The organism is Kytococcus sp. Marseille-QA3725 (genome assembly GCF_054950055.1).
On sequence record NZ_JBUCLA010000001.1, the window covers coordinates 1,366,420 to 1,392,863 of the forward strand.

Annotated in this window: 25 protein-coding genes; 8 read left to right on the forward strand and 17 right to left on the reverse strand. The window is 74.3% G+C overall.

Translation table 11 applies throughout. The annotated features are described in order from the left end of the window. A complete protein-coding gene (locus ACY8FT_RS06260) occupies positions 1–1,203 on the reverse strand; it encodes an AAA family ATPase (RefSeq protein WP_462418039.1) in 1,203 nt (400 codons plus the stop codon). Then, on the reverse strand, positions 1,200–1,838 hold the full coding sequence (locus tag ACY8FT_RS06265; RefSeq protein ID WP_462418040.1) for an SAF domain-containing protein: 639 nt from the start codon (positions 1,836–1,838) through the stop codon (positions 1,200–1,202). Before ACY8FT_RS06265 ends, ACY8FT_RS06260 begins: the two co-directional genes overlap by 4 nt. 223 nt (positions 1,839–2,061) lie before the next feature. Here ACY8FT_RS06265 and ACY8FT_RS06270 point away from each other — a divergent pair, with 223 nt between their 5' ends. Beyond that, complete coding sequence (locus tag ACY8FT_RS06270) at positions 2,062–2,271, forward strand: helix-turn-helix domain-containing protein (protein ID WP_462418041.1); 210 nt, start codon at positions 2,062–2,064, stop codon at positions 2,269–2,271. 3 nt (positions 2,272–2,274) lie between these two features. On the opposite strand, the gene ACY8FT_RS06275 is transcribed toward ACY8FT_RS06270, so the two are convergent. Beyond that, the gene (locus ACY8FT_RS06275; protein ID WP_462418042.1) at positions 2,275–2,817 is read right to left on the reverse strand and encodes a hypothetical protein; all 543 of its coding nucleotides are present in this window, start codon (positions 2,815–2,817) and stop codon (positions 2,275–2,277) included. Positions 2,818–2,969: 152 nt separating this feature from the next. On the opposite strand from ACY8FT_RS06275, the gene ACY8FT_RS06280 reads away from it, so the two are divergent. Then, positions 2,970–3,695, forward strand: coding sequence for a LysM peptidoglycan-binding domain-containing protein (locus tag ACY8FT_RS06280; protein WP_462418043.1), 726 nt, complete (start codon positions 2,970–2,972; stop codon positions 3,693–3,695). Continuing rightward, entirely contained in the window at positions 3,692–4,078 is a 387-nt protein-coding gene (locus tag ACY8FT_RS06285; protein WP_462418044.1) for an Rv3235 family protein, read from the forward strand. The genes ACY8FT_RS06280 and ACY8FT_RS06285 overlap by 4 nt, the downstream gene beginning before the upstream one ends. Position 4,079: 1 nt before the next feature. Here ACY8FT_RS06285 and secA read toward each other — a convergent pair whose 3' ends face one another. After that, positions 4,080–6,782, reverse strand: a complete 2,703-nt coding sequence (gene secA / locus ACY8FT_RS06290; RefSeq protein ID WP_462418045.1) for a preprotein translocase subunit SecA — start codon at positions 6,780–6,782, stop codon at positions 4,080–4,082. 130 nt (positions 6,783–6,912) lie between these two features. On the opposite strand from secA, the gene ACY8FT_RS06295 reads away from it, so the two are divergent. Further along, positions 6,913–9,480: a GNAT family N-acetyltransferase gene (locus ACY8FT_RS06295; protein ID WP_462418046.1), complete on the forward strand. Its 2,568-nt coding sequence runs from the start codon at positions 6,913–6,915 to the stop codon at positions 9,478–9,480. A 90-nt stretch (positions 9,481–9,570) separates the two neighbouring features. Here ACY8FT_RS06295 and ACY8FT_RS06300 read toward each other — a convergent pair whose 3' ends face one another. The 10 genes from ACY8FT_RS06300 to ACY8FT_RS06345 all read right to left on the reverse strand — a co-directional run bounded on the left by ACY8FT_RS06300 (position 9,571) and on the right by ACY8FT_RS06345 (position 21,181). Beyond that, positions 9,571–10,926 carry a winged helix-turn-helix domain-containing protein gene (locus ACY8FT_RS06300; RefSeq protein WP_462418047.1) on the reverse strand — a complete coding sequence of 452 codons (1,356 nt, stop codon included), beginning with the start codon at positions 10,924–10,926 and terminating at the stop codon, positions 9,571–9,573. Beyond that, complete coding sequence (gene hpf / locus ACY8FT_RS06305) at positions 10,862–11,611, reverse strand: ribosome hibernation-promoting factor, HPF/YfiA family (RefSeq protein ID WP_462418048.1); 750 nt, start codon at positions 11,609–11,611, stop codon at positions 10,862–10,864. The genes ACY8FT_RS06300 and hpf overlap by 65 nt, the downstream gene beginning before the upstream one ends. Positions 11,612–11,779: 168 nt before the next feature. Beyond that, positions 11,780–12,469: a ComF family protein gene (locus ACY8FT_RS06310; RefSeq protein WP_462418049.1), complete on the reverse strand. Its 690-nt coding sequence runs from the start codon at positions 12,467–12,469 to the stop codon at positions 11,780–11,782. A gap of 69 nt (positions 12,470–12,538) precedes the next feature. Next, positions 12,539–14,299: an LpqB family beta-propeller domain-containing protein gene (locus ACY8FT_RS06315; RefSeq protein WP_462418050.1), complete on the reverse strand. Its 1,761-nt coding sequence runs from the start codon at positions 14,297–14,299 to the stop codon at positions 12,539–12,541. Next, complete coding sequence (gene mtrB / locus ACY8FT_RS06320) at positions 14,296–15,915, reverse strand: MtrAB system histidine kinase MtrB (protein ID WP_462418051.1); 1,620 nt, start codon at positions 15,913–15,915, stop codon at positions 14,296–14,298. The genes ACY8FT_RS06315 and mtrB overlap by 4 nt, the downstream gene beginning before the upstream one ends. A 4-nt stretch (positions 15,916–15,919) precedes the next feature. Further along, entirely contained in the window at positions 15,920–16,636 is a 717-nt protein-coding gene (gene mtrA / locus ACY8FT_RS06325) for an MtrAB system response regulator MtrA (RefSeq protein ID WP_462418052.1), read from the reverse strand. Positions 16,637–16,686: 50 nt separating this feature from the next. Beyond that, positions 16,687–18,090 carry a mycothione reductase gene (locus ACY8FT_RS06330; RefSeq protein WP_462418053.1) on the reverse strand — a complete coding sequence of 468 codons (1,404 nt, stop codon included), beginning with the start codon at positions 18,088–18,090 and terminating at the stop codon, positions 16,687–16,689. 52 nt (positions 18,091–18,142) lie between these two features. After that, on the reverse strand, positions 18,143–19,297 hold the full coding sequence (locus ACY8FT_RS06335; protein ID WP_462418054.1) for an SIS domain-containing protein: 1,155 nt from the start codon (positions 19,295–19,297) through the stop codon (positions 18,143–18,145). Between the two features lies 1 nt (position 19,298). Next, positions 19,299–20,762 carry a phosphomannomutase/phosphoglucomutase gene (locus ACY8FT_RS06340; RefSeq protein WP_462418055.1) on the reverse strand — a complete coding sequence of 488 codons (1,464 nt, stop codon included), beginning with the start codon at positions 20,760–20,762 and terminating at the stop codon, positions 19,299–19,301. A 20-nt stretch (positions 20,763–20,782) separates the two neighbouring features. After that, on the reverse strand, positions 20,783–21,181 hold the full coding sequence (locus ACY8FT_RS06345; RefSeq protein ID WP_462418056.1) for a DUF3499 family protein: 399 nt from the start codon (positions 21,179–21,181) through the stop codon (positions 20,783–20,785). Positions 21,182–21,195: 14 nt separating this feature from the next. On the opposite strand from ACY8FT_RS06345, the gene ACY8FT_RS06350 reads away from it, so the two are divergent. Continuing rightward, the gene (locus ACY8FT_RS06350) at positions 21,196–21,612 is read left to right on the forward strand and encodes a hypothetical protein (RefSeq protein ID WP_462418057.1); all 417 of its coding nucleotides are present in this window, start codon (positions 21,196–21,198) and stop codon (positions 21,610–21,612) included. Between the two features lie 20 nt (positions 21,613–21,632). Here the strand turns inward: ACY8FT_RS06350 and ACY8FT_RS06355 are convergent, their stop codons facing one another. Further along, the gene (locus tag ACY8FT_RS06355; protein WP_462418058.1) at positions 21,633–21,899 is read right to left on the reverse strand and encodes a WhiB family transcriptional regulator; all 267 of its coding nucleotides are present in this window, start codon (positions 21,897–21,899) and stop codon (positions 21,633–21,635) included. 140 nt (positions 21,900–22,039) lie between these two features. Continuing rightward, on the reverse strand, positions 22,040–23,044 hold the full coding sequence (locus ACY8FT_RS06360) for a DNA-3-methyladenine glycosylase family protein (RefSeq protein ID WP_462418059.1): 1,005 nt from the start codon (positions 23,042–23,044) through the stop codon (positions 22,040–22,042). Positions 23,045–23,159: 115 nt separating this feature from the next. On the opposite strand from ACY8FT_RS06360, the gene ACY8FT_RS06365 reads away from it, so the two are divergent. Genes ACY8FT_RS06365 through ACY8FT_RS06375 form a run of 3 tightly spaced genes read left to right on the forward strand, consistent with a single transcriptional unit; the run spans position 23,160 to position 25,336 of the window. Then, positions 23,160–23,861, forward strand: coding sequence for a TIGR03089 family protein (locus ACY8FT_RS06365; RefSeq protein ID WP_462418060.1), 702 nt, complete (start codon positions 23,160–23,162; stop codon positions 23,859–23,861). 52 nt (positions 23,862–23,913) lie between these two features. Continuing rightward, positions 23,914–24,696 (forward strand): CoA transferase subunit A, encoded by a 783-nt coding sequence (locus ACY8FT_RS06370; protein WP_462418061.1) that lies wholly within the window; start codon positions 23,914–23,916, stop codon positions 24,694–24,696. A 1-nt stretch (position 24,697) separates the two neighbouring features. Next, positions 24,698–25,336 (forward strand): CoA transferase subunit B, encoded by a 639-nt coding sequence (locus tag ACY8FT_RS06375; protein ID WP_462418062.1) that lies wholly within the window; start codon positions 24,698–24,700, stop codon positions 25,334–25,336. A 78-nt stretch (positions 25,337–25,414) separates the two neighbouring features. Here ACY8FT_RS06375 and ACY8FT_RS06380 read toward each other — a convergent pair whose 3' ends face one another. After that, positions 25,415–26,389: a glycosyltransferase family 2 protein gene (locus ACY8FT_RS06380; protein ID WP_462418063.1), complete on the reverse strand. Its 975-nt coding sequence runs from the start codon at positions 26,387–26,389 to the stop codon at positions 25,415–25,417. Between the last annotated feature and the right edge of the window lie 55 nt (positions 26,390–26,444).

The following is a 26,444-nucleotide window of genomic DNA, read 5'->3' on the forward strand; positions in this document are numbered from 1 at the left end:
TCATCGTGGCACGCGCTGCGCCACGGTCGCCGTGACGCCCGCCAGTCGGCGCCCCAACGACGAGCGCGGGGACTGCCAGACGACCGGCTCGCCGGACAGCAGGGCGCGGTCGACCACGGCCCGGTCCTCCGGCACCACGTGGTCCACCGGGCGCGTCAGATGGCGCTCGGCGGTCTCCCGCAGCTCGATCTCCCGGGCGGCGCTCCGGCGGGCACGGTTCAGCACCACCACCTGCGGGGTGCCGGGCACCACCGCGTCGAGCAGGTCCAGACCCCGCACGAGCCGCTGCAGGGCCACCGCGTCGGCACCACCCACGACCAGGACGAGGTCCGCGGCGGCCAGCACCGTGAGCGCCGCCGCGTTCCGGCGGGGTGCGCGGGTGTCGTAGGAGAGCAGCTCGTCGTCCTCCAGGGGTGAGGCGAGGTCGACGACGACCACCTCCGCCAGCAGCCGGGCGTTGTCGAGCACTGCCTCCAGCGCACTGGGGCGCACCTCCGGCCACCGGTCGGCGCGACCGATACCGCTGAGGAAGCGCAGACCGGGACGGACCTCCCGGGCCGCCCCGGCCAGCGCGGCCACGTCGAGCCGCCCCTCGTCCGCCGACCGGGTGGCGGCGACGAGCCCCGAGACCTCGTCGAGCAGGGCCAGGTGCTGGCCGAGGCCGGGTGCGTGGGTGTCGCCGTCCACCAGGAGGACCTCCCGCTCACCGGCGAGCCCGGCAGCGAGCTCGATCGCCAGCGTGGTGCGCCCCGGTGCGCCCGGTGGCCCCCACACGGCGACCACGCTCCCCCTGCCCTCCGGCTCGGCAACGTGCTCCTCGACCGGCCACGCGTCGGTCTCCTCCGGGCCGTCGGCCTCCACGCGCCCCAGGGTGTCGACCCACTCCTCCACGGTGGCCGTGTACGGGGCGACGGTGCCGATCCCCCACTGCGCCAGTCGGCGCTGGGCCGCCTCGTCGTGCGCCTCGTGGACACCCACGACGGCCACGTCGACCGAGCGCAGCGCGTCCACGCACTCGCGGTCCATGTCCCGCAGGGCGGCCGACACCACGGCGACCGTCCCGATCCCGGCCTCCGCCACCCCGAGGAGGTCGGCCACGTCCACGCAGCGACGGACCACCCGGGCACCCGGCACCTGGCTGAGGGTCGCCGCCAGCGGCGGGTCCCACTCGGGCTCGACCGCGATGAGGAGGTCCTGGCTCACGACTCCTCGCCGTCGCCCGGGACGCCGGTGACCGGCACGGCGGTCAGCGTCACGTCACCCGCGGTGGCCGCGAGCACCCCGACGACCTGGCTCGGTCGGACGAGGAGGTCGACCGCCACGGTCTGCTGGCCTCCGGCCAACCGCGCATCGGGCTGGTGGACCTGCACGACCTCCGCGGCCCGCAGCACCTGCTCCGGATCAGGGCGCGCGTCCTTCTCCGCCGGAGCGCGGGTGGCCCACAGGTCCACGCGCGTTCCGGGCGAGAGCACGGCGGCACCGCCCGGGGCGATCTCCAGCGAGACCTGGCGAAGGTCCACCTCGTCCCGGGCCCCCAGGTCGGCGGTCGCCACGTACTCCCCGGCCCGGATCGGCTGGAGGAGGGTCCGCTGGCCGCTCGGGGGCAGCGGGCTGTCGCCGGTGAGGTAGACGTCCTCCGGGGAGTCCCCGCTCACGGGCTCGAGGTCCTCCAGGGTCAGCTGGTGCCCGGTGGGCAGGTCCCGCGCGGCCACCCAGTGGCGCGGCCCCTCCCCCTGCCCCAGGAGCGAGGCACCGGTGAGGGTGGCCGAGAGCACGAGGGCGGCACCGACCAGCAGCCGGGCGTCGGTCCACCGGGGACGTCGGAGCCGTTGCGCCACCGGGCTCCGGGGAGCCTCCGAACCGTCCTGCTCTCTCCGCTGCACGTTCCTGCCGAACACCATGCCCCGCTCCCGGTCTGCTGTGGACGAACCCGACCCGCCACCACCCTGCCCGCCTAGGATGAATGCGGGATGTCCAGCGGGTCAGGGTTCGGTGTGGAGTCCCGACGCGCGCACCGGCCAGCCCGATGGGCCACCCGGCCGCCCGAGCACAGGAGGAAGCATGGCCCGACGTTTCATGGCGCTCAGCGACGTCGCCGAGACCCTCGACGTCTCCGCCAGCCAGGCCTACGCGCTGGTCCGCTCGGGCGAGCTCCCCGCGATCAAGGTGGGTGGTCGCGGCCAGTGGCGGGTGGAGATCGAGGAGCTGGAGAAGTACATCCAGCGCCAGTACGAGGCCACCCGCGCGATGGTCGAGGCCCCCGAGGGCTGAGCCTCAGTCGTCGCGGCTGCTGATCCAGCAGACGGCCGCGAAGGCGACGGTCTCCGTCGCGGTCCCCCGCCGGGGGTCCTCGCCCGCCACCAGGTCCAGGTGGTCGCCCATGACCCGGTCGATGCGCCCCTCGACCACGTGACCGGCCACGGAGGCGACCCGGACCGGCACCCGGTCTCGGGAGAGCCCGCGCAGCACCGTCACCCAGGTGAGCCGCCTCCGGGCGTCCCCCTCTGCCGGGCGGGAACGCGGGCCGAGACCGAGCACGGTGTGCACTGCCGTCAGCGGCACCACGAGGGTGGTGCGCCGGCCGCCGAGCCGGAGCCAGTCCCGGCCGAGGTCCCGCAGGGTGCCGGTGAGCGTCCCGCCGTCCGCGGTGCGCAGGGTCACGCCCCGGTCCAGGTGGGCCGCGAGGCGGTCGGCCAGGACGATGCCCGCGCGCTCGACGCGCACCCGCTCGGCCACCTCGTCCTCGAGCTCCGCCCTGCGCTGGGCGGCCAGCTGCCCCTCCAGGTCGGCGAAGAGGTCGTCCCAGCGGGAGGTCATGCGGTCACCGTAGCGAGGACTCCGAGCACGCCGTCCTCACGCCATCCACAGCCTGTGACGACAGGCTTCATCAAACGACACCAAACCGCTACATTCACCACCAGACGGTGACCACGGGGGTGGACACGCCCCTTCGACGACGGGTGATGGCGATGGAGTGGACGGACACGGCCCCGCAGCGGGTCGCGGGAGTGCGCCCGGTGGTGGCGCGCGTGCTGGTGGCCCTGGTGGCCACCGGGTGCTGCCTGGCGGCCTGGGTGGTGGGGCACGACGCGGTCGCCGGGGCGACGGCCGCGTGGCACGCGCCCGACCCGGTCGAGCCGCTCGGGTGGCTGGTGCGAGCGGGTCTGGCGGTCGTGGTGGCCTGGCTGGCGGGAGTGTTCACGCTCGAGGCCCTGGCCGGACTGCCGGGCTGGGTGGGCAGGAGCGTCGGCGAGGTCCGCGACCGGCTGGGCCCCTGGGGCGGCGGCGCGCTGGTCTCGCTGTGCTTGGGAGTGCTGGGCGCCCCGGCGGCGGCCCACGCCGACGGGCCGCAGGACCCGCTGGACCTCACCTCGCTGACGGCTCCGGCCTCGGCCTCCGCCCCGGCCGCCGAGGCTCGCCCTGCGGAACCGTCCACCTCCCGGGAGGGAGCCGAGTCACCCGGGACGGAGTCGACGACCGCGGATGAGGCGGTGGCCGTGGTGGTGCAGGAGGGCGACACTCTGTGGGACATCACCGCCCGTCACCTGGGCCCGGGCGCCTCGGCGGCCGACGTCGCCCGGGAGTGGCCGCGGTGGCACGAGGCGAACCGGGAGCGGCTCGGGGACGACCCCGACCTGCTGCTGCCGGGCACCCGGCTGATCGTCCCGACCGAGCCGGCGGCAGGTGCCCGGTGAGCACGCGGGGACTCGCTCCGGCCGTCGACTTCTTCGACCGGCAGCCCACCGCCACCCGGGACCTGCCGCCCGCCCTGCCCTGGGCGGCCCACCTGAGTCGCAGCATGGTCGAGGTGATGGAGGGCTCCCGAGACGCCCAACAGCTCGCCCGCTGGGTGACCCCGGAGATCCTCACGAGACTGGCACGCCGCAACACCCTGTCCCGGCGCCTCGGCACGGCCACCGGGTCCACCGGGGTGCGGACCGTGCGCGCCTGCCACGTGCGCGACGGCATCGTGGAGGTGACCGCCGTCGTCGTGGTGCGGGGTCAGGTGCGCGCGCTGGCCCTGCGCCTGGAGGGACTGGACGGCCGCTGGCTGCTCACCGTCCTGGAGATGGGCTGACTCAGCGCCCCTGCCGGGCGGCGCGTCGCTGGGCGCGGTTGCCCTGCTCACCGCTCCCGGTGCGGCGCTCCACGGTGCCCTCGGCGGTGGGCGCAGTGTACTGCCACCGGGCCTGGTCCTCGTTGGCGTCCACCGCCCCGCCGTGCTGACGGCGCCGCTGACCGGTGGAACCGCTGCCCTCGTCACCGGGCTCCACGTGGAAGAGCCCCATGACGGCCTCCTCCTTGATGGAGTCGGCCATGACGCCGAACATCTGGTAGCCCTCGCGCTGGTACTCCACCAGCGGGTCGCGCTGCGCCATCGACCGCAGGCCGATGCCCTCCTTGAGGTAGTCCATCTCGTAGAGGTGCTCGCGCCACTTGCGGTCCAGCACGCCGAGCACGACCCGGCGCTCGAGCTGCCGCATGGTGTCCTCACCGGTCTCCCGCTCGCGGTCGTCGTAGGCGTGCTGGGCGTCCGAGGTGAGCTCGTCGATGAGCATCGTGGCGTCCACGCCGCCGATGCCGCCGGCGTCCTCGACGATGTCGTCCACCGTGAGCGACACCGGGTAGAGCTCCTCCAGGGCGCCCCAGAGGGTGTCGAAGTCCCAGTCCTCGGCGTACCCGGAGGAGGTGGCCGCCTGCACGTAGTCGACGATCACGTCGTTGATGAAGTGGCGCACCTGGCTCTCCAGGTCGGCCCCCTCGAGCACCCGCTTGCGCTCGTCGTAGATGACCTCGCGCTGCCGGTTGAGCACGTCGTCGTACTTGAGCACGTTCTTGCGCGACTCGAAGTTCTGGCTCTCCACCTGCGTCTGGGCCCGCTCGATGGCCTTGGTGAGCATGCCGTACTCCAGCGGCTCGTTCGGGTCCGTCCCCGCCATCGCGCGCTGCATGAGCCCGGAGTTGAACCGGACCATGAGGTCGTCCTCGAGCGAGAGGTAGAAGCGGGACTCCCCCGGGTCGCCCTGGCGGCCGGAGCGGCCGCGGAGCTGGTTGTCGATGCGGCGGGAGTCGTGGCGTTCGGTGCCCAGCACGTACAGGCCGCCGAGCTCGAGCACCTCGTCGTGCTCGGCCTGCACGGCCTTCTCGGCCCGCTCCAGCGCCTCGTCCCAGGCCGCCTCGTAGGCTTCCGGCTGCTCGTCGGGGTCCAGCCCGCGCTTCTTGAGCGAGGCCACGGCCATGAACTCCGGGCTGCCGCCGAGCATGATGTCGGTACCGCGACCGGCCATGTTGGTGGCCACCGTGACGGCACCCTTGCGGCCCGCCTCGGCGACGATCGCGGCCTCCTGCTCGTGGTACTTCGCGTTGAGCACCTCGTGCTTCACGTTCCGTTGCTTGAGCTTCTCCGAGAGGTACTCGGACTTGCCCACGCTCGTGGTGCCCACGAGCACCGGCTGGCCCTTGCGGTGGCGCTCGACGATGTCCTCGACCACCGCGTTGAACTTGCCCTCGGCGTTCGCGAACACCAGGTCCGACCGGTCCTCCCGCTGCATCGGGCGGTTGGTCGGGATCGGCACGACCTCCAGCTTGTAGATCTGGTGCAGCTCGGCGGCCTCGGTCTGCGCCGTACCCGTCATGCCCGAGAGCTTGTCGTACATGCGGAAGTAGTTCTGCAGGGTGACCGTCGCCAGGGTCTGGTTCTCCTGCTTGATCTCCACCTTCTCCTTGGCCTCGATGGCCTGGTGGATGCCGTCGTTGTAGCGGCGGCCCTTCAGCAGACGCCCGGTGTTCTCGTCGACGATGTGGACCTCGCCATCCATGACGACGTAGTCCTTGTCCTTCTTGAACAGCTCCTTGGCCTTGATGGCGTTGTTCAGGTAGCCGATGAGCGGGGTGTTCCGGGCCTCGTAGAGGTTGTGGACACCGAGGTAGTCCTCCACCTTCTCGATGCCCGACTCGAGCACGCCGACGGTGCGCTTCTTGACGTCCACCTCGTAGTCACCGGTGGCCTCGATGCCCTTGAGGCGGTCCGCGGCGGTGCCCTTCTCCAGCATCTGGGCGACGGTGGCGAAGGTCGAGTACCAGCTGGTCGCCTGGTCGCCGGGGCCGGAGATGATCAGCGGCGTGCGCGCCTCGTCGATGAGGATCGAGTCGACCTCGTCGACGATCGCGAAGTGGTGCCCGCGCTGCACGAGGTCGTCGGGCGACCAGGCCATGTTGTCGCGCAGGTAGTCGAAGCCGAACTCGTTGTTCGTGCCGTAGGTGATGTCCTTGGCGTACTCGGCCCGGCGCTGGGCCGGGGTGAGCTTGGAGAGGATCACTCCGGTCTCCAGGCCGAGGAAGCGGTGGACGCGGCCCATCAGCTCGGCCTGGTACTCGGCCAGGTAGTCGTTGACGGTGACGACGTGCACGCCCTCGCCGGAGAGGGCGTTGAGATAGCTGGGGAGGGTGGCCACCAGGGTCTTGCCCTCACCGGTCTTCATCTCGGCCACCGAGCCCTGGTGGAGCGCGGCGCCGCCCATCACCTGCACGTCGAAGTGCCGCTTGCCCAGGGTGCGGACGGCCGCCTCGCGCACGGTCGCGAAGGCCTCGGGCAGCAGCGCGTCGAGGGACTCCCCGTCGGCGATGCGGGCCTTGAAGCGGTCGGTCTGCTCACGCAGCTCGGCGTCGGTGAGGCCCTGGACCCCCGCCTCTTGGGCGTTGACCGCATCGGCGATGCCCTGCAGGCGCTTCAGGACGCGGCCCTCGCCGGCGCGCAGGACTCGGTCGATGATCTTCGGCACGGGTGGTCTCCTCCAGGTGTTCCGGCGCCGTGGCGGGGCCCTTGCGGCGCCGACGGCCCGGTCAGCCTAGTTGACGCACTCCCGTGCAACCTGCGCGACCGGGCGGGGCGCGCGGTGTTGGATGGGGCGCATGCCCGAGACGCACCCGCCGCACCCCGACGACGCCCGCGAGACGGGACGCCCCGGTACCTCCCCGGAGACCGCCTGCCCGACGCTGGAGGCCGACGGCGTGCGCCTGCGCCTGCACCGGGCCGACGACGTCCCCGCGGTCGTGGAGACGAGCAACGACCCGGTGAGCGTGTACTGGACGACGGTCCCCCAGCCCTACGGCACCGGTGAGGCCGAGTGGTGGGTGGGCCACATGCGCGAGGAGTGGGCCGAGCGCGCGGCCGGGGACGCCTCGAGGGTGATGGGCTGGGCGATCGACGCCCGCGACGAGGCGGGTGAGTGGACCTTCGCCGGTCAGGTGGAGGTGCGCCCCATCGGCGGTGGGGTGGGCGAGCTGGGGCTCGTGCTGCACCCGGCCCTCCGCGGACGCGGGCTCATGGTCCGCGCGGGTCGGCTGGCCATGCTCTGGGCCACCGAGCACGGGGGCCTGTCGGTGCTGCACTGGAAGACGGCGGTCGGCAACTGGGCGTCACGCCGGGTGGGCTGGCGGCTCGGCTTCCGGTTCTCCGACGCGGTGCGTGGGCTCATGCCGCAGGAGCGCGCCACCTTCGACGGGTGGGTCGGCACCTGGCGCGCCGGTGAGCCGACCGAGCCCGTCCACCCCTGGAACGTGCCGGCCCCGCTGGAGGCAGCCGCCGGGGCGGACGCGTCCGGTCGGCCGACGGCGGCCGTGCGGCTGCGCGCGTGGACCGAGGACGACCGGCCGGCCACCGACCAGACCGACGAGCTGGGCGAGCGCTTCATGTCCGGCATGGTCGCGCCGAGCGAGCCGGAGGCGTACACGGAGTGGCTGACCGGGCAGCGGACCCGCATGGCCCTCGGGGAGATGGTGGGCTGGGCGATCGTCGATCCGGTGACCGACGAGGTGGCCGGCGCGATCCAGCTCTTCCGACTGGGCCACCCGTTCACCCCCGGGACAGCCGAGCTCGCCTACTGGCTGTTCCCACGAGGCCGTGGGCGGGGCCTGGTGCACGCCGCGCTCGTGCGGCTGACCGAGCACGCGTTCACGCCCGCAGCCGAGGGCGGGTTGGGGCTGGCACGGATCTCCGCCCGGTGCGACGCCTCCAACCACGGCTCGGCGGAGGCGCTGCAGCGAGCCGGGTTCGACCTGGTGGGCGTCGAGCGCGACAGCGGTGGGCGGGGCGAGGCCCTGGACGACCGCTTCCTCTTCGAGCTGGTGAGCGCCGCCGAGCCGGCCCGCACCCCGGGGGGTGCCCGCCCGCAGCCCCCGGCACCACGCCCCGCCGCGGTGGCGCGGGCCCGCGACGCCCGGGTGCTGACCGCGCCGACGCTGACCGGGGAAGACTTGGTGCTGCGCACGTGGCGGGAGGACGACCTGCCGGCGCTGGCAGACGCCTTCGCCCGCGGCTCCCTCGGGGAGTACGTCCCCGACGCCGAGGGGACCCGGCACTGGCTGCGGCAGCGGCGCGAGCGCATGGTGCGGGGCACCGACGTGGTGTGGGCGGTGGAGGGCGCCCCGGGCACGGCCGTCGCCGGGCAGCTGCTGGGCGGGGTGAACGCCCAGAAGCTGGCCGACCGGTTCGCGCCGCACGCCGTGGAGATCGGCTACTGGACCCACATCGACCACCGTGGGCAGGACGTCCCCGGCCGGGCGCTGGAGCTGCTGCTCCCCCACCTCATGGCACCGGTCTGCGAGGGCGGACTCGGCCGCACGCAGGTGGACGCCGTGACGCACGACGACAACCTCGCCTCGCAGCGGGTCCTCATGAAGGCCGGCTTCGAGCGAGTCGGCGAGCGGGCACCGCGGGCACCGGCCCCGGCCGACTCGGCCCCTAACGCCGCTGCACCGGTCGAGTCCCTCTCCCTGCGCGGTGCCGTGGACGACGGGTCGCGCCGCCCTCGCCTCGTGGACTGGCGGCTGGACGCCGGCCAGGACCGCGCCGAGCAGGCCCGTCGCCACGAGGAGCGGCGCGTCGTCGTGGCGGAGCTCGCCGCGACCACGGGCCGGAGCGAGGAGCTGGCGCTGACGGCGCTGTCCACCGACGAGGCCGACCTGGAGCGGGTGGTCGAGGCCTGCCGGGACCCCGAGTCCATCCGCTGGCTGGGAGGGCCGGGCATCATCCGCCCCGACTACTCCCGGAACGACGCGGAAGGCTACGCCGTGGGCCTGGCCAACGGGGCGCTCACGGGCACCTGGGTGGGCTGGGCGATCCGCGAGGACGACGGGCGGCTCGTCGGCATGATCGACGTGCAGGGTCTCGGCGAGGCCCACGAGATCGGCTACTGGGTGCACCCGGACGCACGGGGCCGCGGCATCGTCGGTGCCGCGCTGCGCGCCGTGGTGCGGCACGCCCTCACGCCCCGGGCCGACGGTGGGCTGGGGCTGCCACGGCTGTTCATCCGCCACGCCGTCGGGAACGCGGCCTCCCAGCGGGCCATCGAGGCAGCGGGGTTCCGGCGCATCGGCACGGCACGGCGATCGGCCCGCCTGGGCGACGGGTCCCTGGTGGACCACGTGCACTACGACCTGCTGCCCGAGGACCTGGAGGGCCCCGCCCCCGTGGCGTGAGCAGCGTGCCGACGAGCCCCGCCCGGGGCCGGCCCGGAGGGAGCGGCCCTCGCCACCGGGCTCGGTGTACCGGCGCACCGCCTCCCGCGCTCAGGCCTCCGGGTTGGGGCGGGGTGCGGCGCGGTCCACCTGCCCCAGGCCGAGCCAGGCCGCCATCTCCGCCAGTGCGTCGTCGAGCTCGGGGAGCATGGCGGGGTCCCAGCCGGGCTCGGTGTGGAGGGTCGGGGCCCGCAGCACACCGGCCGCCCGGTCGGCCTTGAGGTCCACCCGGGCCACCAGGGCGTCGCCGAGCAGGAAGGGCAGCACGTAGTAGCCGTGCACCCGCTGCTCAGCCGGGGTGTAGATGCCGATGCGGTACCGGAAGCCCCAGAGCGCCTGCGCCCGCTCCCGCTGCCAGACGACCGGGTCGAACGGGCTGAGCAGGGCCCTCGCACCGACCGGCCGGGGACGGGGTGCGTCCCGGTGCAGGTAGACGGGCGTCGAGGGCGTCGACCAGCCGGGCACCTCGACCTCGACCAGCTCACCGGTGGCCACGAGCTGCTCCACCGCCGGAGCCGACTGCGCCACCGAGAGACGGGCGTAGTCCCGCAGGCAGCGCAGCGTCCCGATGCCGTGGGCCCGGGCCGCCCGACGCACCAGCTCCACGAAGGCCCGCTCCTCCGGCAGCGGCTCCTCCCCCAGCGGTCCCGCCGCGACGACCTCGGCGGGTAGCACTTCCTGCGGACGTGCGAAACGGCGCGCGAAGGACGCGGTGCGCCCGGTCGAGGTCAGCTCCCCGGCCCAGAAGAGGTGCTCGCAGGCCGCCTTCACCAGCGACCAGTTCCACCCCCAGTGCTCGTTCCCGACCTCCTCGGTGTGCTCGAGCACCTGCTCCACCTCGGCCGCGGTGAGGGGCCCGTGCTCCGCGACGGCACCGCGCACGCGCTCCACCAGCCCGGGGTGCTCCCGGGCGACCGCGCGCATGCCGCCCCAGGCCTCGCGGTGCGCTCGGCGCATGCGGAAGCCGTACAGCGGCCAGTCCTCCACCGGGACCAGTGACGCCTCGTGGGCCCAGTACTCCACGAGGCGGTGCCGCGCACGGCGGCCCGTCGGTCCGCGCCCGTCGCGCAGCCCGTCCAGCTGGGTCGTGTCGTAGGGACCGAGGCGGGCGAGGAAGGGCAGGTACTGACTGCGTGCCAGGACGTTCACCGAGTCGATCTGCACGATCCCCATCCGCCGGGCGGCCGCCACCAGCTGGAGGCGGCCGACGTCGGCGGGGCGGGAACGGCCCAGCCCCTGGGCCAGCAGGGCCACGCGGCGCGCCGCCCGCAGCGTCAGACGCTGCGGGCGGCGCGTGGTGGGAACCGGGCCGGTCACCTCCAGCCCACCCGTGTGGAAGACGTCACGCGGCGTCGCTCCCAGCGGCGTCCCGGTCGGCCGACTGCGCGCCCGCGCCGTCGGCGGCACCGGTCTGCTCCTGGCCCTGGTCGAGGTGGATCACGCCGTAGCTCCAGCCCCGCCGGCGGTAGACCACGCTCGGCCGCTGCGTCTCGGCGTCCACGTAGAGGTAGAAGTCGTGGCCGACGAGCTCCATGCGGGCGAGGGCCTGGTCGAGGGTCATCGGGTCCGCCTCGTGCACCTTCGTGCGGACGCTGATCGGGCAGTTCACGTCACCGCCCAGCCCCGCGACGACGGGGTCGCTGGGCAGCATCTCCAGGTCCACGCCGGCCTCGACGAGCTCGGCCTCCTTCTGGTGGCGCTTCGCCTCCTCCACGAGCGACTCGCCCGTGGGCACCGTGTCGAGGTCCGCGGTGGCCTCCGCCACGGACGCGGCCTTCGGGCGCCCCTTGTGGATCTTGCGGCGGTCCTTGAGGCGGCGCAGGCGCTCGGTCACCTTCGCGAGCGCCGCGTCGAGGGCCTCGTACTCGCGCTCGGCCGACGCCTCGGCCCGCACCACGGTCTTGCGGTCCTGGCAGGTGATCTCGATGCGCTCGGCCCCCTCCGCGCGGCGGGGGTTCGGCTCGTGGCTCCACAGCACGTGACAGGCCGTGACGTCCGGGGCGATGCCGGCCAGCTGCTCCAGCTTCTCGTCGAGATGACGGCGGAAGCGGTCGGTGACCTGGGCACGGCGGCCGGTGACGGTGATCTGCATGAGTCCTCCTGAAGGTGGGGCCGCCGGTTCGGGCGGCCGAAACGCGGTGGTCGGTGCACCTGCTGGTGTGTTCCTCAACCACCCCCTTCACTGCGGGGCTCCATGGAGAAACACTACGTCGCCCCCGGCCCCCGGACAAGGGTGGAGACCCTCCCCTCACGCGGCCGTTCAGGGCACCCGTGCGCAGCACACGGCGCCCACCCACCGCGGGTGCAGCGGCGCCAGCGCGTCCCGGCAGGCCCGCAGCGTGGACCCGGTGGTCACGACGTCGTCGAGCACCACGACCGCCTCCGGCAGCCGGGGCGGCGGGACCCGGCCCCGCACGTGCACGCGCCCGGCGAGGTTCTCCCGCCGCTGGCCCCGGCCCAGTCGCGACTGGTCCCGCACCGCGCCGGCCATCCGCAGCGCTGGCAGCACCCGGACCGTGGGCGTCCCGGCACGGGCCGCCGCGGCCCGCGCGAGGTCGGCGACGGGATCGTCACCCCGGGCCCGACGGGCGGCGCCGCGCGAGGGGGCCGGGACCACCAGCAGCTCGATCCGGTCGACGGCGAGGCCGAGGTCGGCGGCGGCCGCCGCCCGCGCCACCTGCAGCACCGGGGCCGTCACCGCGGCCAGCACCGCCCGCACGTCCCGTCGCTCGCCGTCCTTGTATGCCCGCACCAGGGCGCGCAGCGAGCCCGTGTAGTCCCCGGCCGCCCACAGGGGCACGCCGCCGAGCCGCCCGGTCACGACGCCCGGGGCCAGCTCCACGGCCAGGGACTCCAGGCAGTCCCCGCACCAGCGCCCGCCCGGCGCCCCGCACCCGGCGCAGGAACCGGGCACCGCGAGGTCACCGAGTCGCGCGATTCCGTCCAGCACGTCCCCACCCCACCGCACCGGCGGCGGGCACGGGGACGAGCCGGAGCCCGGCTGTGGATGAGCGCCCGGTCAGCGCCCCGGGACCACGACCTCGCTGGCCACGTTGGCCACGAACCAGGTGGATCCCGCCCGCGTCAGAACGCGGCCACCGTCGGTCGTCACGAGCAGGCCGTCCTCCCGCTCGGCGGGGTAGCCGCTGATCGACACGGCGTTGTCCACGGTGCCCTGCAGCTCGGTCCAGCCGCCCAGCTCGGTGCGCCAGACCTTCTGCTCCCCGCCCGGGCCGGCGGTCCCCAGCACCGCGAAGGCCTGCTCGTCGATCCACGCGATGTCCTCCACACCCGAGTCCACCTCGGGCGCCACCCGCGACGGCTCGGTCAGCGAGGTCGGCTCCCCGTCGGAACCGCGCTCCACTCCGACCAGCGCCACGCGCTCGCCCTCGTCGCCCTCCAGGACCACGAGGGCCCGGGTGCCGTCGGGAGCGAGCCGGATCTCCCGGATCCGCCCCCGGTCCAGCCACGGCACCTCCAGCGACTCCGGCCGCGCCTGCTGGCTCCCGGTGTCGAGCACCAGCACCTCCGAGTCGTCGTCGGTCTCCTGCGTGGTCCAGAGGAAGCCCAGGCGGTCCAGGCTGGGGGCCGACAGGGCCCCCTCGGTCTCGTGCGTCGTGGGCCGGCCGTCCCGCCAGACACCCAGTCGTCGGTCGTCGACCGCGGCCAGCGTGCGGAAGTCGCTCGACACGGCCAGCCGCTCCCAGCTCGCCGGCAGCTCGGGCACCTCGAGGGCCTGGGGCCGGGGCGCCGACTCGAGCTCGGCCGAGGCGGGGTCCGCCGCGCGGAGGCGGTCCCGTTGGTGCAGCAGCACCAGCGGGACGTCCACCGAGACCACCGAGTAGCCGGCGCCCTGCGGGTAGGCCAGCGTGTCGCCGATGGCGTCGCTCGCCGTGTCCAGCGTGCTCCCGCCCGCCTCCAGCGAGACCGCGTCGACCGACGGCAGCTGCCGCATGGTGGCCGTGTACTGGGCCCAGGCGAGGTCCCGGTCGGCGCCGTCGGCGGAGGTCATCGCCTCCGAGAGACGCAGGGTGGCGACCCCGTCGGAGACCGGGACCGCGGCCGACTCCAGGCGTGCCCCCGGCGGGACGCCCGTGGTCAGCGCGCCCTCCAGCCCCTCGGGCACCGCCTCGGACTGCAGCCGACCCAGCGCGCTGGCCATGCCCTCGCCGTCGCGCACCCAGCGCTGCTCCGGCACGAGCTCCTCGGTGACCGCCGACCCCCAGTGCACCTGGACCGGCTTGTACAGACGCTGGAAGTCGGCCCGGGACATGACGCTGCCGACCTCCTCGGGCAGGTCGTCCACCCGCCACTGCCCATCCACCTGGCGGACGTGGAAGGTGAGGTCCTGCTGCTCACCCGGCGGCATCTCCCGGAAGCGACCGTGGGCGTCGACGCTGCCGATCATGCCCAGGTCCAGGCGCACCCGCTCCCCCGCCACCTGTGTCACGGCCTGCTGGGTGCGGTCGTCGTAGACCATGATGCGCCGCTCCGGTCGCCAGTCCGCGCTGGCGGCGTCGGTGAGGTACTGCCGCGCCACCCGGTGGTCCCCGCTGTCGTCGATGCCCGCGCGCAGGAAGCCGGCGACCACCTCCTCCGGGGTCGCATCCTTCTGCGGCGGCTCGACCTCCACCGAGACCTCCTGCCGGGGTGTCTCGTCCAGTGCCGGCCCCTGCTCCACCGGCGACTGCTCCGGGATGGCCGAGCACCCCGCGGCCCCCAGGGCCACCGCGGCGGCCCACGCGACGGCTGCGGCCGCCCTGCGCTGTCCCCGGTTCACGGCATCTCCTCGATCTGGTTCCGACAGGTGTCGTCGGACGGGTGCGGGGCACGCAGCGCGATGGGTGACCCGCCCACGTCCTGCCCCTCGCGGCGGGGCACGGTCAGCCGGAAGGTCGCACCCTGCCCCGGCCGGGAGGACACCTGCAACCAGCCGCGGTGCTCTCGGGCGTCCCCGGCGCAGATGCTCAGGCCCAAGCCGGTGCCACCGGCCGTGCGGTTGCGGGCCGGGTCCGCCCGCCAGAAGCGGTCGAAGACCCGGTCCATCTGGTCGTCGTCCATGCCGATGCCGCTGTCGGACACCGCGACCGCGACCGCCGAGTAGTTGCCGTCGAGGCGGACCACGACGGGCTCCCCCTCCGCGTGGTCGATCGCGTTCACCACCAGATTGCGCAGGACGCGCTCGATGCGGCGCTCGTCCACCTCGGCCACCACCGCGGCCTCGGTGCCCGGGTGCTCCACCCGCAGCTCCACACCGGCCCCGGCCGCCAGCTCGGCGTGGGCGTCGACCACCCGCTGCGCGACCTCCGCGAGGTTGACCGCGCGCCGCTGCAGCTGCACCTGTCCCGCGTCCTGGCGGGAGATCTCCAGCAGGTCGGTGAGCAGCTGGTCCAGGCGCTCGACCTCACCGTGGAGCAGCTCCACCGAGCGGGTGTTCACCGGGTCCAGCTCGTCGCGCCCGACGTGGAGCACGTCGCTGGCCATGCGGATGGTGGTCAGCGGCGTGCGGAGCTCGTGGCTCACGTCGCTGACGAAGCGCTGCTGCAGGTTGGACAGGTCGCGCAGCTCCACGATCTGCCGCTGCACCACGTCCGCCATCGTGTCCACCGAGGTGCCCAGGCGCCCCAGCTCGTCGTGCCCCCGCATGCCGGTGCGTCGGTCGAGGTCGCCGGTGGCGATCTGCTCGGTGGTGCGGGTGACCCGCGAGAGGGGGTCCAGGGCGATGTGCGTGACCACGAAGGTGATGAGCCCGGCGATGCCGAGCAGGCCCAGCCCGCCGAGGGCGAACGAGGAGCCGACGATGCCGAGGGTCCGCTGCTCGTTCTCCAGCGAGTGGAAGAGGAACATGTCGTGCGGTCCGACCCCGGGGACCTCCACGCGGGCCGCCACCAGCACCGTCGGCCCCTCCTCGCCGGTGGCCGTCGTGCGCGTGATGATCGAGTGAACGTGGTCGGGGTCCTCCTGGAGCCGCTCCACCAGCTCATCGGGCACCTCGGTCACGGACGCGTCGGGACGCTCCACCGGCGAGAGCCCGTCGTCGTTGCCCGGGGAGCGCACCAGGGCCACGCGCCGGGAGGGATCGTCGCCGGGGGTCGAGTTCGCCCGGACGACGTCGGTGGCCGTCGTGTAGAGGGTCGCGTTGTCCGCCCGGTCGAGGGAGTCGAACTCGCGCTGCGCCTGCCCGACGGCGGTCACCGACTCCGCCATGGCCGCGTCCACCCGGCTGCGCAGCAGCCGCTCGCCGATGGCCTGGTACAAGGACACCCCGAGCACCAGCGAGAGCAGCGCCGTCAGCAGCAGGCTGACGACGATGGTGCGGAAGCGCAGCGAGGTGCGCCAGGCCCGCCGCAGCGTGCGGACCAGGGCCACCGGGGCCGCGAGCGGACGCAGGAGCACGGCCTCAGGCCGAGGGCGCGCCGGCTCGGTAGCCGACGCCGCGCACCGTCTGCACGATGCAGGGGTTCTCCGGGTCGCGCTCGATCTTCGCCCGCAGGCGCTGGACGTGGACGTTCACCAGCCGGGTGTCGCCCGCGTGCTGGTAGCCCCACACCTGCTGCAGCAGCGTCTCGCGGCTGAACACCTGCATCGGCTTGCGGGCCAGGGCCACGAGCAGGTCGAACTCCAGCGGGGTGAGCGAGATGACCTCGCCGTCCCGCGTCACCATGTGGCTCTCGACGTCGACGGTGAGGTCCCCGACCGTCAGCTTCGACTGCTGCGGCGGCGTGTAGCGACGCATGCGGGCCCGGGTGCGCGCGAGCAGCTCCTGCGGCCGGAAGGGCTTCTGCACGTAGTCGTCGGCACCCGACTCGAGGCCGGTCACCACGTCGTGGGTGTCGGTCCGCGCGGTGAGCATGATGATCGGCACCCCGGACTCGGCCCGGATCTCGCGGCAGACGATCATGCCGTCCTTGCCGGGCAGCATGACGTCCAGCAGCACCAGGTCCGGCTCCGCCTCGTGGAAGGCGTCCAGGGCACGGGCCCCGTCCCCGCAGGTGGTGACCTCCCAGCCCTCCTTGCGCAGGACGATCCCCAGCATCTCCGCGAGCGCGGAGTCGTCGTCGACGACGAGGACGTGTCCCTGCGCCGACCCTGCGGGCGGCGGAGTTGCGGCAACCATGCCCGCAGGATATCGAGACCCCCGGGGACGGGTCCGCGGGCCGTGCGGGGTCAGTCCGTGTCCGACCCGAAGGGCGCCAGGTCGAGCCCGAGGAGGGCGTTCTCCACCACCTCGGACAGGGCGGGGTGCGGCCAGTAGCGGCCTCGCGCCCAGCGGTGGGCGTGCTCGCCGCTGAGCACGGCCTCGCCGAGGAGGTTCACCAGCGTCGCGGCCTGGTGGCCCATCACCCAGCCGCCCAGCACGGCCCCGGAGTCCGCGTCGGCCACCACCTGGCAGCGCCCGACCGTGTCCTCCATCGCCCAGCCGTAGGCGACGTGCGCGTACTCCTGCTCGGCGGTGACCACGGTGCGGCCCTGCTCCCGGGCCTCCTCGGCGGACAGGCCGATGACGGCGATCTCCGGGTGGGTGAACACCGCTGCGGGTATGGGGACGGCTGGGAAGCGCTGCAGGTCGTCGGGGTGCACGACGTTGTGGGAGACGGCGCGGGCCTGCGCATTGGCGACGTGCTTGAGCATGACCGGGTCGCAGACGTCACCGAGCGTCCAGACCCCCTCGGCCGAGGTGCGCCCGAACTCGTCGGTCACCACGAAGCCGCGGCCGTCGGTCTGCACCCCCGCGGCCTCGAGCCCGAGGTCGGCGGTGTTCGGCACCCGGCCGGCGGCCACCAGCACCGCGTCGGTGTCCAGGGTGGAGCCGTCGGACAGGGTGAGGCGGGCGCCTTGCCCCGTGCTCTCCGAGGCAGTGACCTCCGCGCCCAGCCGCACGTCCCAGGTGGCCTGCGCGAGCGGCAGGAAGTGGTCCTGCAGGGCCTGCGGCAGGTCGGTGAGCAGCCCGTCGCCGCGGACGAGCAGCGTCACGCTGGAGCCGAGGGCCGAGAAGATGTGCGCGAACTCGACGGCCACCACGCCCCCGCCGACGACGACGAGCCGCTCGGGCAGCTCCTCCAGCCGCATCACGGTGCGGTTGGTGTGCCCCGCCGCGCCCATGATCGGCTCCAGCGCCGGGGGCACGCGCGGGGAGGAGCCGGTGGCGACGACCACCTGGTCGGCGGTCAGGGTGGCCGTGCCGCCAGCGTGCAGGGAGACCTCGAGCTCCCGCTCGCCGGAGAACCGCGCCCAGCCCTCGTAGAGGTCGGTGTCACCCCCGTCGCGGCGGTACTCGGCCCCGCCGGCGCTGATCGGGTCGATGCGGGCGAACACGCGGTCCCGGACGTCCTGCCAGCGCACGCCGTCCAGCGTCGCGTCCACCCCGAGGCGCCCGGCGTCGCGGATGCCGTCGGCGATCCCGGCGGCCCAGACGAACATCTTGGTGGGGGTGCACCCGTTGTTCAGGCAGGTGCCCCCGAAGACGCCACCCTCGACGATGGCGACCCGCTTCCCCTGCCACGCGTCGGTGGGCAGGGAGTTGCCCGAGCCCGAGCCGATGATGACGACGTCGTAGTGCTCCTGAGCCATGCCCGCAGCCTATGCGGCCGCCGTCCGACCGGTGGGACGCGGTGCGACGGGGTCAGCCGAGGTCGCGCAGGTCGGCCAGGTGGGGCGACCGGGACGGGTCGAGACCGAGGCCGACGGCCAGGTAGGTGGCGGTGAAGTCGACCCGCGCCACCAGCCAGGCGAGGTCCACCAGCGGCTCGTGGCCGGCGGTCAGTCCGTCCAGGACGCGCACCCCGGCGCCCGTCGCGATGGAGGAGACCCGCTGCGCCATGGGGCCGAGCTCGTCCCGGCCCAGCAGCCACAGGCCCAACGGGGGCCGGGAGGGCGCGTCGAGGAAGGGGTCGGCGAAGATGTCGCGACCGCCGTCGGCCGCCCGCCCCTGGGTGGCCCGGGAGCCCTCACCGGTGGCGTAGGGCCCGTCGAAGCACGCCACCACCTCGCTGGCGGCGTAGGGCAGCTCCCCGGAGGTGGCCGGGATGCGCCCGGTGCGGCTGAGCATGCTCGCCGCCCGGCGGGCCGCCACCCCGGCGGCCGGACCGTCACCGAGCACGATCGGCAGCGTCTCGGCCAGTGACAGCGCGGTCGACTTGGCGGGGTTGACGAAGGCCTCCGAATCCGGCCGGCACTCCTCGGCCACCGAGTCCAGGGTGGAGGCGATGCCCTCCCAGAGATCGCCGGTCGCCTCCAGCAGCCCGACCTCCCTCAGGGCCAGCAGCACCGGGACGAGCATGCCCCACAGCGCGGTCCGGGAGCTCACCGGTCCCGCACCGACCGGGACGTGCACCCCGCGCGCCCGCTGCGCCGCGTCGGACAGCGGGGTGTCGGACGCCCCCACCGTGAGGACCGCGGCGCCGCGTCGGGCGGCCTCGTGGGTCAGCTCCACCGCGCCGGCCTCGTGCCCGGAGAGGGAGAGGCCGACGACCAGGTCCAGCGGCCCCACCCAGGCCGGCAGCGGACCCGCGGTGAGCACGTGGACGGCCGTCGGCGAGCCCTGCCCGACGACGAGGTCGACCACCTCCCCCACGATCGTCGACCCGCCGGCGGCCACCACGACCACGGCCCGCGGCCGGTGCGCGACGGCCAGCCGATCGATGCCGGCCTCGTCGGCCAGGGTGAGCGCCTGACGCACCTGGGCACCGGCCGTCGCCAGGGCCCGCAGGCTGCCCGCGGCGTCGCAGCGGGCCAGGTGGTCCGGGTCGTCCAGCAGGGCCTCGTCGACGAAGGGCACGTCAGTCCTCCTGCCGCACCAGCGCGAGCACCGCGTCGCGCACCCGGTCGGTGAGCTCGCGGGAGTCCGACTCGACATTCAGCCGCAGCAGCGGTTCCGTGTTGGAGGCGCGCAGGTTGGCCCGCCAGTAGCCGACCTCCTCCCCGTCGAGGGCGGAGCCGGTGAGCGTGAGCCCGTCGAGCCCGTCGCTCTCCGCACCCTGCTCGACACCCCAGGCACGCACCCGCTCGGTGGCCGCGACCGCGTCCCGGATGCGGGAGTTGATCTCCCCGCTGGCGGGGTACTTCTCGTAGGGCGCCATGACCTCCGAGAGCGGCCGGTCCTGACCACCGAGCGCGGCGAGCACGTGGAGCGCGGCGAGCATGCCCGTGTCCGCGAACCAGAAGTCCTGGAAGTAGTAGTGCGCCGAGTGCTCTCCCCCGAACACCGCGTCGTGCCGCGCCATCTCGTCCTTGATGAAGGAGTGGCCCACCCGGGTGCGCACGGGGCGGGCACCCGCCGCCTCGATGACCTCCGGGACCACCCGGGAGGTGATCGCGTTGTGCACCACGGCCACGTCCGAGGGGTCTGCTCCCGCCTCGACGGCGCGGGCGATCTCCCGCTGCGCCACCAGGGCGGTGATCGCGCTCGGGGTCACCGGCTCCCCGCGCTCGTCGACGACGAAGCAGCGGTCGGCGTCGCCGTCGAAGGCCAGACCGAGGTCCGCCCCGGAACCACGCACCGCGGCCTGCAGGTCGCGCAGGTTCTCGGGCTCCAGCGGGTTGGCCTCGTGGTTCGGGAAGCTGCCGTCCAGCTCGAAGTAGAGGGGCTCCACGCGGAGTCCGTCGACCACGACGTCGTCCCCGCCCCCCAGCACCTCCGGCACCGTGTGGCCGGCCATGCCGTTGCCGGCGTCCACGACCACGTGCAGCGGGCGGGAACCGGACAGGTCCACGAGCGAACGCAGGTGCTCGGCGTACTCGCTCGTCAGGTCCCGTGCGGTGAGCCCACCGGGGCGCTCGGCGGCGGCCCGCTCGTGCAGGTCGCCCCGGTCGAGGATCCACTGGGCCAGGTCACGCACCTCGGCCAGACCGCTGTCCTGCCCGACCGGCCGGGCGCCGGGGCGGCAGAGCTTGATGCCGTTGTACTGCGCCGGGTTGTGGGAGGCGGTGAACATGGCCCCCGCCAGCCCGAGGTGGCCGGCCGCGAAGTACAGCCCGTCGGTGGAGCACAGCCCGATGGGCGTGACGTCCACCCCGTGCAGCGTCAGGCCGGCGGCGAAGGCCTCGGAGAGCTCCGGGCTGCTGGGACGCATGTCGTGCCCCACGGCGACGCCCTCGATCCCCTCGGGCAGCACGACGGTCTGCGCGAAGGCCTCCCCCAGGGCCCGGGCGACGCGGGGGTTGAGCTGCTCGGGCACGAGCCCGCGGACGTCGTAGGCCTTGACGAACTCGGCGAGCGGGGGCTGGGGGGACTGGGTGCTCATGGACGCAGGGTAGTGCGCCCTCAGCCGTCGTCGCCCCCGGAGACCAGACGGAGCCGCGGGCCGTCCGCACCGTCGCCGCGACGACTGGCAGGATCGGGGCGCCCGGCCTGCTCGTCCGCCCCGCGCGCGTCGCGGTGGTCGCGCACGGCGTCGGCCAGTGCACCGATGTCGGCGACCGCACCGGTCGGGTCGTCCAGGTCGACCTGCAGCCGCATCACCTGCCACCCGCGGGGTGCGGTGAGGCGGGCCGTGTGCTCGGCGCAGAGGTCGTACACGTGGGGCTCGAGCTCCGCCACGAGGGGACCGACGACGACGGTCTGCTCGGCGTAGACGTAGGTCAGGGTGGAGGCCGCCGGCTGCGCACACCCCACCTTGCTGCACAGTCTGGGGCTCGGGTCTTGGGCAGGCACAGGTCGCACACTACGCTCGCCGCATGACCAGCCGCGCCTCCCGCGCCGGGAACGCCGGACGTCGGCGCATGCTGCGCCGCGGGCGGGACCTGCGGGGACCCCTGCTGCCGGCCGGCTCCCCCGGCCGGAGGGACCGCCACGACCAGTTCGCCGAGGTGGCGCACGAGGCCACCGCCAGGGTCGCCGAGCGTGCCGGGCTCCGGCCCGACGAGTGGGGGCTGACGGTGCTGGTGGCGCCGCACCACGACGTGCCCCCGGAGCACCGCCTCGGACACGTCGAGGCGGCGGGCTCCCGGTGGGAGGTCGTCCTGCACCGCCTGGCGCTCACCGTCGACCTGGACCCGGCAGCGGACCCGGAGCTCGTGGTGGAGTGCACGGTCGCCCGACTGCTCGGTGCCGCCCTGGGACGCCCGGCAGAGGACCTGCACCCCGACGCCTGAGGCCGGGAGCCGCGGATCGCTCAGGCGCTGAAGACCGCACGGCGCTTGAGCTTGCGCCGCTCGCGCTCGGACAGCCCACCCCAGATGCCGAAGCGCTCGTCGTTCTCGAGCGCGTAGTCGAGGCACTCCGAGCGCACGTCGCAGCCGGTGCAGACCCGCTTGGCCTCCCGGGTGGAACCGCCCTTCTCGGGGAAAAAGGCCTCCGGGTCGGTCTGGGCGCACAGCGCCCGCTCCTGCCAGCTCGGAGCCGCCTGATCGGCGAACCCGATGATCTGAAGTTCGTGCACGGTTTCCTCCTCGACCCTGGGGCCCGTCAGCACGTGGTGATCTCGGTTGCGATGGACGCCACCACTCGCACAGGTGGCACCCGCCACCCCTCTCGGGCGGCGGTGTTGCGTGGAATTACACCGGTGCAACTCCCCGCGTGTCAAGCCGGTGAACGAGGCCCCGATGGTGTATGGCCACCCCGCGCGGTGGGCAGGTGCGTGCGCGGCGCGAGCCGGGGACCGCGACGTCCGGCGGGGTCCGCCGACCACCGTCCGAGCAGCATCTGCACCCGGTAGCGCTGCCCCGCGTAGGGGGCCAGGACCCGCGCCAGGTGACGGTCGTCCCCGGCCTCCCCGGTGAGCACCGCGGTGACGCGCCCGGCGACGTGGTAGTCGCCCCAGCTCACGGCATCGGGGTCACCCAGCGCCCGCTGGGCGACCTCCGCCGCGGTCCACGGGCCGATGCCGGGCACGGTCCGCAGCGCCCGGTGGGCGGCGTCGAGGGCCTCGCGGTCGTCGGGGCGGGCGCGGTCAGCCAGTCCCTCCAGCCGGGTGGCCACGCGGGCGGCCCGCTGCAGCGCGTCGGAGCGGGCCGAATCGATGCCGCACCGGCTCCAGGTCCACGAGGGCACGCGCAGGACGGCCGCGGGGTCCGGCGGGGCGAGCAGGCCACGCTCCCCCGCCGGACCGGGCGCCCGGGTGCCGGCCGCCCGCACGAGCGCCCGGTACCCGGCGAAGGCCTCCTGCCCGGTCACCTTCTGCTCCAGCACCGCCGGCAGGAGGGCGTCCCACACCCGGCGGGTCCGCGGCACGCGCACCCGGGGCGACCAGCGGGCGTGGGCCCGTTCGAGCACCGGGTGGCGCGGGTGGAGCCGATCCGGCCGGTCCAGCGCACCGACCAGCTCGGGCACGCCGTCCAGCAGCCACTCCACCACCCCGGGGCGGCCCCAGGCCCGGGCAGCCAGGGGTCCCGCGGCGCCTCGCAGCTGCAGCGTCCCCGGCCCGTCGGGCGTGGTGACCCCGAGCACGAGCTCGTCCGGCCCGAGCCGCAGCACGGTCGGGTCACCCGCACCGCGTCGCAGCGGGGAGAGGGTGTCCACGAGGTCAAGCGCCCAGGGAGCCCGCCACAGACGGGTCCCCTCGTGCACGCGCGCTGCGGAGGTCATCGGTCCAGTGTCCCCGCCGGGCCGTACGATGCACGAGGACGCCAGCCGTCCACCCACCGCGCGAGATGACGCGCACCCCCTCACGCACGCGCCCCGGGCGCGGGAAGGCCCCCAGATGACCACACCGGCGACGGTGCTGGAGCAGTTCACCACCCAGGATCCCCAGTCCCCCCGACTGACCTGCTTCGACGACGTGCGCGGCGAGCGCATCGAGCTCTCGGGGGCGGTGCTGGCCAACTGGACCGCCAAGGCCGCCAACGTCCTCCAGGAGGAGTTCGACGTGGAGCCCGGTTCGGTGGTGGTCGTGGACCTGCCCCGTGGCCACTGGCGGACGGCCTACTGGGTGCTGGCCACCTGGGCCGTCGGGGCCGTCGTGGCGCTGGACCCCCACGAGGGCGCGGACGTGCTGGTCACCACCCGCCCCTCCTCCGACCTCGCGGACGACTCCGACGAGGTCGTCGCGGTCACCCTCCACGCCCTGGCCCGCGGCTGGGAGGGCGAGGAGCTGCCGACCGGCGTCTTCGACGACGCGGCGGAGCTCGCCAGCTTCGGCGACGGGTTCACGCCCTGGCACGAGGTCGAGGACGACCACGTCGCCCTGGTGCTCGGCGGCGAGCGCTGGACCATGGCCGAGGTGGCCGAGACCGTCGAGGCGGGACGCGTGCTGGTGCACCCGGACGACCCCGTCCGCCACGTGCGCACGCTGCTCGGCGTCTGGGCCGCTGGCGGCTCGGTGGTCACGGTCGTCTCCGAGGGGCCGGTCGACCCCGACCAGCCGCGCTTCACGGCCGAGGGCGTCACGCGCTCGGCGACCTGAACCCCTGAGCACCCGGAACGTGAGGCGCGTCACTCCCGGTTAGGCTGCGGCCATGGACAAAGTGGTCGCTTCAGCACAGGAGGCCGTCGCCGGCCTCGAGAACGGAATGCGCGTCGCCGTCGGGGGCTTCGGCCTGTGCGGCATCCCGCAGACCCTGATCGGCGCGGTGCACGAGGCGGGCGTCACCGACCTCGAGGTCGTGTCGAACAACTGCGGGGTCGACGGCTGGGGCCTGGGGGTCCTGCTGGACGCCGGCCGCCTGCGCCGCGTGGTCGCCTCCTACGTCGGCGAGAACAAGGAGTTCGCCCGCCAGTACCTGGAGGGCGAGCTCGAGGTGGAGCTCACCCCGCAGGGCACGCTCGGCGAGAAGCTGCGCGCCGGCGGCTCGGGCATCGCGGCGTTCTGGACCCGCACCGGCGTCGGCACCCCCGTCGCCGAGGGCGGCATGCCGTGGAAGTACGACGCGCAGGGCGCGGTGGCCGTGGAGTCCCCCGCCAAGGAGACCCGCGAGTTCACCACCCTGGGCGAGACCCACGAGTACGTGCTCGAGGAGGCCCTCCCCTGCGACTTCGCGCTGGTGCGCGCCGCCAAGGGCGACCGTCACGGCAACCTCGTGTTCAACAAGACCGCCGCGAACTTCAACCCGGTGGCCGCCATGGCCGGTCGGGTCACCGTCGCGGAGGTCGAGGAGCTCGTCGAGCCCGGTGAGATCGACCCGGACGACGTGGACCTCCCCGGCGTGTTCGTCAAGCGCGTGCTGGCCCTCACCCCGGAGCAGGCCGCCGACAAGCGCATCGAGAAGCGCACCGTCACCGAGACCACCCAGGAGGCCTGACATGTCGCTGACCCGTGAGCAGATGGCCGCCCGCGCAGCCCGGGAGCTGCACGACGGCGACTACGTGAACCTCGGCATCGGCATGCCGACGCTCGTGCCCAACTACGTGGACGACGACGTCGAGCTGGTGCTGCAGTCCGAGAACGGCATCCTGGGCGTGGGGCGCTACCCCACCGAGGACGAGGTCGACCCCGACCTCATCAACGCCGGCAAGGAGACCGTCACCGTCCGACGCGGTGCCAGCTTCTTCGACTCGGCCCTCAGCTTCGGCATGATCCGGGGCGGCAAGATCGACGCCGCGATCCTGGGTGCCATGCAGGTGTCCGAGCAGGGCGACATCGCCAACTGGATGGTGCCCGGCAGGATGGTCAAGGGCATGGGCGGGGCGATGGACCTCGTGCACGGCGCCAAGAAGGTCGTGGTGCTCATGGACCACACGGCCAAGGACGGCACCCCCAAGATCGTCCGCGAGTGCTCGTTGCCGCTGACCGGCAAGCAGGTCGTGCAGCGCATCATCACCGACCTGTGCGTCATGGACGTCACCCCGCAGGGCCTGGTGCTCCGCGAGCTGGCGCCGGAGGTGACCGAGGAGCAGGTGCGCGAGCGCACGGACGCACCGTTCACCGTCGACCTCGACTGAGACACACCACGCAGGGACGCCCCCGGGACCGATGGTCCCGGGGGCGTCCCTGCGCGTGGTCGAGCGGGCCCCTGGGGCTCAGCGTCCGACGATGCGGCGGCGCAGCTCGCGCGGGCTGGTGAGGAAGCCCCAACCCCAGGCCATGTGCATGGTGGCGATGACGGCGGGCACGCGGGCGGCCACCACCGGCTCCTGGTCCCGGGCCTCCCAGAGCCCGCCCGCGGTCACGGCCGCGAGGTAGGTGGCCGGCACCACCAGGGCCGGGCGCCACCGCGTCCCCACCAGCGCCCCTGCGGCACAGGCCAGCAGAGCGGTCGGCGGTGCGAGATAGCGCGCGTTGATCGACCCCTCGTGCAGCGCGGCGACGACGCGGCGCCACCGGCCGTAGTCCCGGTACTGCCGCGCGAGGGCGGGGATGCTGCGCCGCGGCCGGTAGTCCACCCGGAGCTCGGGCGTGAACCAGACGAGTCCACCGGCCTGCCGGATCCGCCAGTTCATCTCCCAGTCCTGCGCGCGGTCGAAGCGCGTGTCGTAGCCACCCACCCGGTCCAGCCACTCACGGCGGAAGCACCCGAGGTACACGGTGTCCGACTCCCCCTCGGCCCCGCCGGTGTGGAAGCGCGCCCCGCCGACACCGATGCGCGAGCCCATCGCCACGGCCACCGCGCGCTCGAAGGAGGTCCGGCCCACGGCGTGCATGATGCCGCCGACGTTGGCCGCCCCGGTGCGCTCGAGCACCTCGCAGGCGGTCCGCAGGTAGCCCGGTGAGAGCTCTCCGTGGGCGTCCACGCGGACCACCACGGGGTGCCGGGCGGCCGCCAGAGCGGCGTTCAGGGCGTCCGGCGTGCGGCCACTGGGGTTGTCGACGACGACCACCCGCGGGTCGCGGGCGGCCAGGTCCGCGGCGATCTCCGCCGTCCGGTCCCGGGACGGACCGACGGCCAGCACCACCTCGAGCTCTCCGGGTGCGTCCTGGGCGAGGACCGCCGCGACGGAGTCCGCCAGATCAGCCTCCTCCTCGAGGACGGGCATGATCACGCTGATGGCACTCATGCGGACATTGTGCGTTCGCCCGCCTCACAGATCGCGCACACACGCCGCGGTCGTA

Excerpts from the sequence above, each read along its gene's own strand:
- ACY8FT_RS06270 (WP_462418041.1), top strand. The coding sequence starts at position 2,062 with ATGGCCCGACGTTTCATGGCGCTCAGCGACGTCGCCGAGACCCTCGAC.
- ACY8FT_RS06275 (WP_462418042.1), bottom strand. The coding sequence starts at position 2,817 with ATGACCTCCCGCTGGGACGACCTCTTCGCCGACCTGGAGGGGCAGCTG.
- ACY8FT_RS06280 (WP_462418043.1), top strand. The coding sequence starts at position 2,970 with ATGGAGTGGACGGACACGGCCCCGCAGCGGGTCGCGGGAGTGCGCCCG.
- ACY8FT_RS06295 (WP_462418046.1), top strand. The coding sequence starts at position 6,913 with ATGCCCGAGACGCACCCGCCGCACCCCGACGACGCCCGCGAGACGGGA.
- hpf (WP_462418048.1), bottom strand. The coding sequence starts at position 11,611 with ATGCAGATCACCGTCACCGGCCGCCGTGCCCAGGTCACCGACCGCTTC.
- mtrA (WP_462418052.1), bottom strand. The coding sequence starts at position 16,636 with ATGGTTGCCGCAACTCCGCCGCCCGCAGGGTCGGCGCAGGGACACGTC.
- ACY8FT_RS06330 (WP_462418053.1), bottom strand. The coding sequence starts at position 18,090 with ATGGCTCAGGAGCACTACGACGTCGTCATCATCGGCTCGGGCTCGGGC.
- ACY8FT_RS06340 (WP_462418055.1), bottom strand. The coding sequence starts at position 20,762 with ATGAGCACCCAGTCCCCCCAGCCCCCGCTCGCCGAGTTCGTCAAGGCC.
- ACY8FT_RS06350 (WP_462418057.1), top strand. The coding sequence starts at position 21,196 with ATGACCAGCCGCGCCTCCCGCGCCGGGAACGCCGGACGTCGGCGCATG.
- ACY8FT_RS06360 (WP_462418059.1), bottom strand. The coding sequence starts at position 23,044 with ATGACCTCCGCAGCGCGCGTGCACGAGGGGACCCGTCTGTGGCGGGCT.
- ACY8FT_RS06365 (WP_462418060.1), top strand. The coding sequence starts at position 23,160 with ATGACCACACCGGCGACGGTGCTGGAGCAGTTCACCACCCAGGATCCC.
- ACY8FT_RS06370 (WP_462418061.1), top strand. The coding sequence starts at position 23,914 with ATGGACAAAGTGGTCGCTTCAGCACAGGAGGCCGTCGCCGGCCTCGAG.
- ACY8FT_RS06375 (WP_462418062.1), top strand. The coding sequence starts at position 24,698 with ATGTCGCTGACCCGTGAGCAGATGGCCGCCCGCGCAGCCCGGGAGCTG.
- ACY8FT_RS06380 (WP_462418063.1), bottom strand. The coding sequence starts at position 26,389 with ATGAGTGCCATCAGCGTGATCATGCCCGTCCTCGAGGAGGAGGCTGAT.